We start from the raw sequence: 8,203 nt of genomic DNA, 5'->3' as shown, positions 1-8,203 counted from the left end.
CAGATGATCCTGTGGGCGGTTGAGAGCAACGTTCAGGTTCTGATACTGCTGACTAAAGCAGACAAGCTGGCCAGCGGTGCGCGCAAAGCCCAGTTGAATATGGTACGTGAAGCCGTACTGGCATTTAACGGTGATGTACAGGTAGAAGCATTTTCATCACTGAAAAAACTGGGCGTGGACAAACTTCGGCAGAAGCTGGATAGCTGGTTTAGTGAACTGGCGCCGATTGAAGAGATGCAGGACGGGGAGTAACCCACCGATATGCCGGATAGCGCCGCTGCGCGTCTTATCCGGCCTACAGCCTGTACGAAACTTTTCTTTCGCACAATAAAAAACGCCCCAGTCATTACTGACTGGGGCGGCTAAAATATTCAGCCAAATCCGATTACGTGAAGTAAAAGGTCTGAAAGATAGAACATCTTACCTCTGTACCCTACGTGAATAACTTTACTCTTTTTTGAGCAGCTCAGAAAGCACTTTTTGTAATTTTTTTTCATTCCTTACATAGGGAATTCTAATGGACATCACAAAAAGTTCTATCTTATGTTGCTTAGTTACGAAAAAGGGGCGTTATTCAGTAAACCCTTAGTGCGCCTGATCCCAGTTTTCGCCACTACCGACTTCCACCAGCAACGGCACATCAATCTGGGTCTCGTTTTCCATCAGTTGATGGATCTTTTTAGAGACGCTTTCGAGGTCATCTTTATGCACTTCAAACACCAGTTCATCGTGTACCTGCATGATCATGCGCACACGTGGTTGCTCGGTTTGTAGCCATCCGTCCACCGCAATCATGGCTCGTTTGATAATGTCTGCGGCAGTACCCTGCATCGGGGCGTTAATCGCCGCGCGCTCTGCACCAGCGCGACGAGCGCCATTACTGGATTTAATATCCGGTAAATAGAGACGACGCCCTTCCAGCGTTTCAACATAACCTTGCTCTTTTGCCTGTGCACGGGTGCGTTCCATATATTCCAGCACGCCAGGGTAGCGTTCGAAGTAGAGATCCATGTACTTCTGTGCTTCTTTACGCGGAATATTCAACTGGCGCGCCAAACCAAAGGCACTCATCCCGTAGATCAGACCGAAGTTGATGGCTTTCGCGCTGCGGCGTTGTTCACCAGTCACGGAATCCAGCGGTAAGCCAAAGACTTCCGCCGCCGTTGCGCGGTGAATATCTTTCCCTTCGGCAAATGCGGTAAGCAGACCTTTATCACGCGAGAGATGCGCCATGATACGCAGTTCAATCTGTGAGTAGTCCGCAGAGACAATCACGTAGTCTTCTGGCGCAATAAACGCCTGACGAATACGACGACCTTCGTCATTACGTACCGGGATGTTCTGCAGGTTTGGATCCGTGGATGACAAGCGCCCGGTAGCGGTCACCGCCTGGTGATAGGAGGTGTGAACGCGCCCGGTTTTCTTGTTAATCATCAACGGAAGCTTATCCGTATAGGTCGACTTCAGTTTTGCTAAGCCGCGATATTCCAGGATCACTTTCGGCAATGGGTAATCGAGCGCGAGCTCTTCCAGTACCTCTTCCGACGTTGATGGCGCGCCGCCAGGGGTTTTCTTCAGCGGCTTAATACCCTGCTTTTCAAACAGGATAGTTTGCAGTTGCTTGGTGGAAGAGAGGTTAAACGCTTCTCCGGCGATCTCGTGCGCTTTTTGCTCCAGCTCGTTCAAACGCAGCGTCAGCTCTTCTGAATGTTTGTGCAGAACAGCCGGATCGATTTTCACACCGTTGCGCTCAACGCGAGACAAAACAGGAACCAGCGGCATATCGATATTTTCAAAGACGTTCAGCGGTCCTTTATGCTGCTGCAATTCTGGCCACATTTTGAGATGGAGCTGTAGCGTAACGTCGGCGTCTTCCGCAGCGTAACGTCCGGCTTCTTCCAGCGCTATCTGGTTAAAGGTCAGCTGGTTTTTGCCCTTTCCGGCGATCTCTTCAAAGGTGATGGTTTTATGTTTCAGCCAGCGGTCCGACAGGCTGTCCATATCGTGTCGGCCAGCGACGCTGTTAAGAATGTAGGATTCGAGCATGGTGTCATAGGTGATGCCACGCAGTTCAATGCCATAGTTCGCCAGGATACCGCGATCGTACTTCAGGTTTTGCCCGACTTTATGCGCGTTCTCATCTTCCAGCAGCGGCTTCAGCAATGCCAGCGCGCGGTCGCGAGCGATCTGATCGGGGGCGTCCAGGTAATCGTGGGCAACAGGAACATATGCAGCCACACCCGGTTCAATGGCAAAAGACAGGCCAACCAGATTCGCAGAGATGTTGTCCAGGCTGTCAGTTTCAGTATCGAAGGCAAAGACAGGCGCTTTTTTCAGCTTCGCAATCCACTCTTCCAGCGTCGCTTCATCCAGAATTGTCACATAGTTATCATACGAGAGAACCGTGGCCGGCCCCTCAGGCGTTTCATCGACGGCGATAGTTTCCTGTGGTTTTGCCGCCGGCTTCGTTCCTTTCGCCTGTAGCCATTTACCCGCTTCAACGTCAGTAACCCAACGTTTGAATTCGTACTGTTTAAACAGGCCAAGCAGTTCATCCGCTGCCGGCTGACGTACTTCCAACTGCTCGCAGGTCAACTCCAGTTCAACATCCGTTTTAATGGTAGCTAATTGATAAGAGAGGTACGCTACCTCTTTATTCTGCTCAAGCTTGCCCGCCATAGTTTTCGCACCACGGAAAGTCAGCCCCGCGATTTTGTCTGATTCAGCATAGAGGGTATCCAGCCCCCCCAGCCCCTGCAGCAGAGCCTGCGCTGTTTTTTCACCTACGCCAGGAACGCCAGGGATGTTATCTGAGGAATCCCCCATCAGCGCCAGGAAATCGATGATCAGTTCTGGTGGAACACCATATTTATTCACCACTTCATCCGGGCCGAGGATCGTATTGGTCATGGTGTTGATCAGGGTGATATTCGGTGTCACCAACTGAGCCATATCTTTATCACCGGTACTAATCAACACCGGACGCCCCGCCTTCTCTGCTTCCCGCGCCAGCGTACCGATGACATCGTCTGCTTCCACGCCCGAAACGGCCAGCAGTGGCAACCCCATCGCTTTTACCATCGCATGCAGAGGCTCAATCTGCGCACGCAGATCGTCCGGCATGGGTGGGCGGTGTGACTTGTAGTGTTCGAATAACTCATCACGGAAGGTTTTACCCTTAGCGTCGAATACCACCGCAGCATGGGTCGGCTGATATTGCAGAATCAAGCTACGCAGCATGTTGAGGACACCATACATCGCGCCAGTAGGTTCTCCTGCACTGTTAGTCAGCGGCGGGAACGCATGGTATGCGCGATACAGGTAAGAGGAGCCATCTACAAGGATAAGTGGGTTTTCTGGGATCTGAACCATAATGTCCGTGCCTGTTTATCAGATTATGGGTAAAGGATGCCACAGACAGGATGAAAACATGAGTTTTTCGCCGCATTTGTCGAAAAACTTTTGTAGATCTTCTGCTTTGCTCGCAAAGAAGACTGTGGATAACTTTGTGAATAAATAATTTTCAGCTCTTTAAATATAGCAATAAAATTAACACATCATTTTATTTATACATATATTTCAGACGCTTAAATAAATACGTAGCATTTTATTCCATTTATACAGCTTATATCCTGATGTGGATAGATATTCCCTTTTTTTCTATTCAGGGAAGATCCATCATTTGGTTCGTTTTCTGATAAAATCAGCCCCTTGCGCCTCTTTAGCGCACTATCTATGGCTAACCTTTTGAATAATTTAATTATGACGAGAATACTCGCTGCGATAACGCTGTTGCTGAGTATCGTATTGACCATATTGGTCACGATTTTTTGTTCTGTGCCGATCATCCTTGCCGGAGTTGTAAAACTCCTTTTGCCCGTTCCCGTTGTCTGGCGCAAGGTTTCTGTCTTCTGTAATTTCATGATGTACTGCTGGTGTGAAGGTCTGGCGCTACTGCTACACCTCAATCCGCGACTGAAGTGGGATGTCGAGGGACTGGAAGGTCTTAGCAAGAAAAACTGGTATCTGCTCATTTGTAACCATTACAGCTGGGCTGACATCGTTGTGCTTTGCGTGCTGTTCCGTAAGCACATCCCAATGAAAAAATATTTCCTCAAGCAACAACTGGCCTGGGTGCCCTTTATTGGCCTGGCCTGCTGGGCGCTGGATATGCCGTTTATGAAACGCTATTCGCGTGGCTACCTGCTCCGTCATCCAGAACGACGCGGTAAAGATGTCGAAACAACGCGTCGTTCCTGCGAGAAGTTTCGCGTACACCCGACAACTATTGTGAATTTTGTCGAAGGTTCACGTTTTACCAAAGAGAAATGTGAGCAAACCCGCTCTCCTTATCAAAACTTGCTCCCTCCAAAGGCGGCCGGTATTGCGATGGCATTGAACGTACTGGGGTCACAGTTCGATAAAATGTTGAACGTCACGTTGTGCTATCCGGAAAACAGCAGCCGACCGTTCTACGATATGCTGAGCGGTAAGCTAACGCGTATTGTCGTGCGGGTAAATCTGGAGCCAATTCATGAAGAGTTGCACGGTGATTACGTGAACGATAAGGGATTCAAGCGTCGGTTTCAGCTATGGCTTAATACGCTGTGGAGTGAGAAAGACGCGCAGCTCGACGCGATTAAAGCCTCATATGAAAAAGCCGGTCAGCACAAGTGACCGGCTTTTGCTTTTACTTCTGACCAACCAGATACTTCACGGTATCCGCATACTGTTGTACAAAGATATCCATGCTGCTGGTATCCATGCCCTGCGGATTTACCTGATATTTGCCATTCACGAACATTGCCGGAACGCCCTGCAGCTGTAAATCAGCCGCCGCTTTTTCCTGCTGCGCCACGAGTGATTTCACCACGAAGCTGTTCCATGCCGCATCATAGTCTTCACCTTTAATACCCGCGTCGACAAACACTTTACGGATATCAGCTACAGACTGAACGGTCTGGGTTTTCTGAACACCTTCAAACAACGGAACGGTTACTTGATCTTCAACGCCCAGCGCCATAGCAACGGCCCAAGCTTGCGTCAGATCTTTGCCCAAAGGCCCCAGAAACTCGACGTGGTACTTGGTCATCTTGGTGCCTTCAGGCAGTTTTTTCTTCACGTTATCAGAGACGTGAAGAACTTCTTCAAACTGATAGCAGTGCGGGCAGTAGAAGGAGAAGAACTCCAACACTTGCGGTTCACCCGCAACAGGCTTTTCCAGAGTGATGTATTGTTTGCCATCCTGGAACTGCGCTGCAGATGCGCTAAAAGCTAAAACCATACCAGCCAGCGCCAGCCATAATTTTTTCATGTTCAAATTTCTCCGATTAATACATTGGCGTTAATTGTAAGGGGGGCTCTTGCAGAATTTTTGCCTGCTCAATAAAGGTCGCGGTCTGACGATGCCAGTAATCTTCCCCGGTTAACCACGGGAAGTTTTTTGGAAACGCAGGGTCAGCCCAACGTCGAATTAGCCAGGCAAGATAATAAACTAAACGCATAGCGCGTAAAGGTTCTATCAGTCCGATTTCAGAGGTGTCGAACTCACTAAACTCTTCATAAGCCTCGATAATGGTTTCAAGCTGCATGCGTTGTTCAGCTTTATCGCCATTGAGGAGCATCCATAAATCCTGAACAGCCGGGCCATTGCGGGCATCATCTAAATCGACAAACATCGGACCATCGCGCCACAGAATATTACCGGCATGACAATCACCGTGCAGACGTAGCGTGGTAAAACGTGCATGCCAGCGTTCGGTTACGACCGCGATAAGCGCATCCGTTGCCTTCAGGAAAGCCGCTTTTTGCCCTGATGGGATCAACTGTGCGTGTTCAAAAAGCTTACGCGGCTCAGTCAGGTATTCTTCAAGGCCAATCGTCGGGCGAAAGGCAAAAGTACGCTTGCATCCGGTCTGATGCATACGTCCCAGATAGCGCCCCACCGCCTCCATCTGATCGATATTGTCGGCCTCAAACTGCCGCCCGCCGACGCTGGGGAAGATCGCATAATGGAAACCCTGATGGCTTAACAGCGTTTGGCCGCTTAGTATCAGCGGTGCAGCTACCGGGACTTCATCGCTTACCAGTTCCAGAGCAAACTGGTGCTCTTCCTGGATCTGATCGACAGACCAACGTTCAGGGCGATAAAACTTAACGACAAAGCGTCGACGGTCTTCGTCCTGGAATTGATAGACACGGTTTTCATAGCTGTTAAGCGGGGTAAGCCCGGAGTCCACCCGGATCCCCTGCTCAAACAGTGCATCCATGATGGTATCCGGGTGTAGCGTCTGGAAATTAAAAGCGTTGTCGTTCATCCCATCATCCGGAAAATACTACGAATGATTCAGGATATCATTTCGCAGCGCTTTCGGTGGTGGCGATTACAAGCTTTTACTCTTTAATTACGCCACGTGCGCGGAGTAGTGCGGTTTTAAAATCTTCTTCATAATCTTTCTGAATACCTGGGATGACGGCGTCTTTCGCCGAGTCACGCATTTTCAGGTGATAGATCAGAATGTCATCAGTTAAATCCGCCAGTTCGCCGTCAAAACCTGACTCTTGCGCCAGTTTCTGTAAAAATTGCATCAGGTTAAGATCGGGTTCCTTCTGCCAGGCCGGCTGGAGGAGTTCAATAACTTCATTCAGACGTTTACATTTCATGGTTGTGCTCCTTAGGCTCAATACAGATACGTTAGCAGGGTCAATCCCACATTAAAAGAGGCGATATCAGTGATTCTGGATAGTGCAATAACAGGGGTTGTGCTGGCAGGCGGTAAGGCCAGACGGATGGGCGGAACCGATAAAGGTCTGCTTGAGCTTGACGGTAAACCTCTTTGGCGGCATGTGGCCGATACCCTCGCTTTACAGGTCGAAACCGTGGTGGTTAATGCCAATCGCCACCGGGATATTTACCAACAAAGCGGCCTGAAAGTTATCCCTGATTCATTGGCCGATTTCCCTGGCCCACTGGCCGGGATGCTATCGGTATTCCTGCAGCAAGCGGGGGAGTGGTTTCTGTTCTGCCCGTGCGATATGCCTTATATTCCTCACGATCTGGTCAAACGTTTGAAGGAGCAGCGCAAAGCTGCACCGGTTGTCTGGGTGCATGATGGCGAAAGAGATCATCCGACCATTGCGCTAATGCACCGCACCATGCAACCCTTGCTACAGGATTATCTTCAGTCCGGTGAAAGGCGCGTCATGGTCTTTATGCGCCAGGCTGGCGGTCATGCTGTCGATTTCAGCGATCATAAAGATGCGTTCGTGAACGTGAACACCCCTGAAGAACTTGCAAAATGGCAGGACAAATCATGATCCCGTTACTCGCTATAGCAGCATGGAGCGGAACGGGAAAAACTACGCTGCTTAAAAAATTGATCCCGGAGCTACGTGCCAGAGACATTCGTCCCGGATTGATTAAGCATACTCATCACAATATGGATGTTGATAAGCCCGGCAAAGATAGCTATGAGCTACGCAAAGCCGGTGCAGCGCAAACCCTGGTCGCCAGCCAGCAGCGCTGGGCATTAATGGTAGAGACCCCGGAAGAGCCCGAACTGGATTTAGCGTACCTGGTAAGCAGGATGGATGCTTCCACACTGGATATGGTGTTGGTTGAGGGCTTTAAGCATGAACCTGTTGCTAAGATCGTTCTTTTTCGCGACGGTTGCGGGCACAGTCCAGAGGACCTGGCGTTAGACAACTATGTTATCGCGGTTGCCAGTGATATTCCGCTTGCGGTGGATGTTCCATTGTTAGATATCAACGATATACAGCAAGTTGCCGATTTTGTTACGCAATGGATAAGAAGATAGCTGCTGTGTCGTGATACGCCTTTGTAGCCCGGATCAGGCGGGAGGTCACCTCCGGCAGTTTTCACTCCCTGCAGACGCAAAAAAGCCCATCCGGCAGGATGGGCTTCTTCACTTGTTTGATGCCTGGCAGTTCCCTACTCTCGCATGGGGAGACCCCACACTACCATCGGCGCTACGGCGTTTCACTTCTGAGTTCGGCATGGGGTCAGGTGGGACCACCGCGCTACAGCCGCCAGGCAAATTCTGTTCATCAACACACCTCTCGGTCTGTCGATGTAATCTGTATCAAACTGAAAATGATGTCTCTTTCGCCAAAACACCTTCGGCGTTGTAAGGTTAAGCCTCACGGTTCATTAGTATCGGTTAGCTCAACGTATCGCTACGCT

The 8,203-nt window shown here is 49.8% G+C and carries 8 protein-coding genes, 1 rRNA gene and 1 pseudogene; 4 read left to right on the top strand and 6 right to left on the bottom strand.

The window, feature by feature from the left end; translation table 11 throughout:
* Nucleotides 1–252: pseudogene (locus KQJ19_RS20860) on the top strand (YihA family ribosome biogenesis GTP-binding protein); the annotation flags it as partial.
* 333 nt (nucleotides 253–585) lie between these two features.
* On the opposite strand, the gene polA reads toward KQJ19_RS20860, so the two are convergent.
* Complete coding sequence (gene polA / locus KQJ19_RS20855; RefSeq protein WP_181546580.1) at nucleotides 586–3,372, bottom strand: DNA polymerase I; 2,787 nt, start codon at nucleotides 3,370–3,372, stop codon at nucleotides 586–588.
* 215 nt (nucleotides 3,373–3,587) lie between these two features.
* Nucleotides 3,588–3,923 carry a hypothetical protein gene (locus KQJ19_RS24095; RefSeq protein WP_223870189.1) on the bottom strand — a complete coding sequence of 112 codons (336 nt, stop codon included), beginning with the start codon at nucleotides 3,921–3,923 and terminating at the stop codon, nucleotides 3,588–3,590.
* On the opposite strand from KQJ19_RS24095, the gene KQJ19_RS20850 reads away from it, so the two are divergent.
* Complete coding sequence (locus tag KQJ19_RS20850) at nucleotides 3,808–4,677, top strand: acyltransferase (RefSeq protein ID WP_253296387.1); 870 nt, start codon at nucleotides 3,808–3,810, stop codon at nucleotides 4,675–4,677. The two genes, KQJ19_RS24095 and KQJ19_RS20850, sit on opposite strands and share 116 nt — an antisense overlap.
* 13 nt (nucleotides 4,678–4,690) lie before the next feature.
* Here the strand turns inward: KQJ19_RS20850 and dsbA are convergent, their stop codons facing one another.
* The 3 genes from dsbA to KQJ19_RS20835 all read right to left on the bottom strand — a co-directional run bounded on the left by dsbA (nucleotide 4,691) and on the right by KQJ19_RS20835 (nucleotide 6,663).
* Entirely contained in the window at nucleotides 4,691–5,314 is a 624-nt protein-coding gene (gene dsbA / locus KQJ19_RS20845; protein ID WP_016155156.1) for a thiol:disulfide interchange protein DsbA, read from the bottom strand.
* Between the two features lie 16 nt (nucleotides 5,315–5,330).
* Nucleotides 5,331–6,317 carry a serine/threonine protein kinase gene (locus KQJ19_RS20840; protein WP_103848140.1) on the bottom strand — a complete coding sequence of 329 codons (987 nt, stop codon included), beginning with the start codon at nucleotides 6,315–6,317 and terminating at the stop codon, nucleotides 5,331–5,333.
* 76 nt (nucleotides 6,318–6,393) lie between these two features.
* Entirely contained in the window at nucleotides 6,394–6,663 is a 270-nt protein-coding gene (locus KQJ19_RS20835) for a YihD family protein (RefSeq protein WP_003028616.1), read from the bottom strand.
* 69 nt (nucleotides 6,664–6,732) lie between these two features.
* On the opposite strand from KQJ19_RS20835, the gene mobA reads away from it, so the two are divergent.
* Nucleotides 6,733–7,317 (top strand): molybdenum cofactor guanylyltransferase MobA, encoded by a 585-nt coding sequence (gene mobA / locus KQJ19_RS20830; protein WP_016157861.1) that lies wholly within the window; start codon nucleotides 6,733–6,735, stop codon nucleotides 7,315–7,317.
* Nucleotides 7,299–7,817, top strand: coding sequence for a molybdopterin-guanine dinucleotide biosynthesis protein MobB (gene mobB, locus KQJ19_RS20825; protein WP_216404075.1), 519 nt, complete (start codon nucleotides 7,299–7,301; stop codon nucleotides 7,815–7,817). Before mobA ends, mobB begins: the two co-directional genes overlap by 19 nt.
* Nucleotides 7,818–7,938: 121 nt before the next feature.
* Here the strand turns inward: mobB and rrf are convergent.
* Nucleotides 7,939–8,054, bottom strand: a 5S ribosomal RNA gene (gene rrf / locus KQJ19_RS20820).
* Between the last annotated feature and the right edge of the window lie 149 nt (nucleotides 8,055–8,203).

The sequence above is a fragment of the Citrobacter sp. S46_ASV_140 genome (genome assembly GCF_018919545.1).
Lineage (GTDB): Bacteria > Pseudomonadota > Gammaproteobacteria > Enterobacterales > Enterobacteriaceae > Citrobacter > Citrobacter braakii.
Note: the sequence above shows the minus strand (reverse complement) of the source record. Positions and strands in the feature narration are given on the sequence as shown.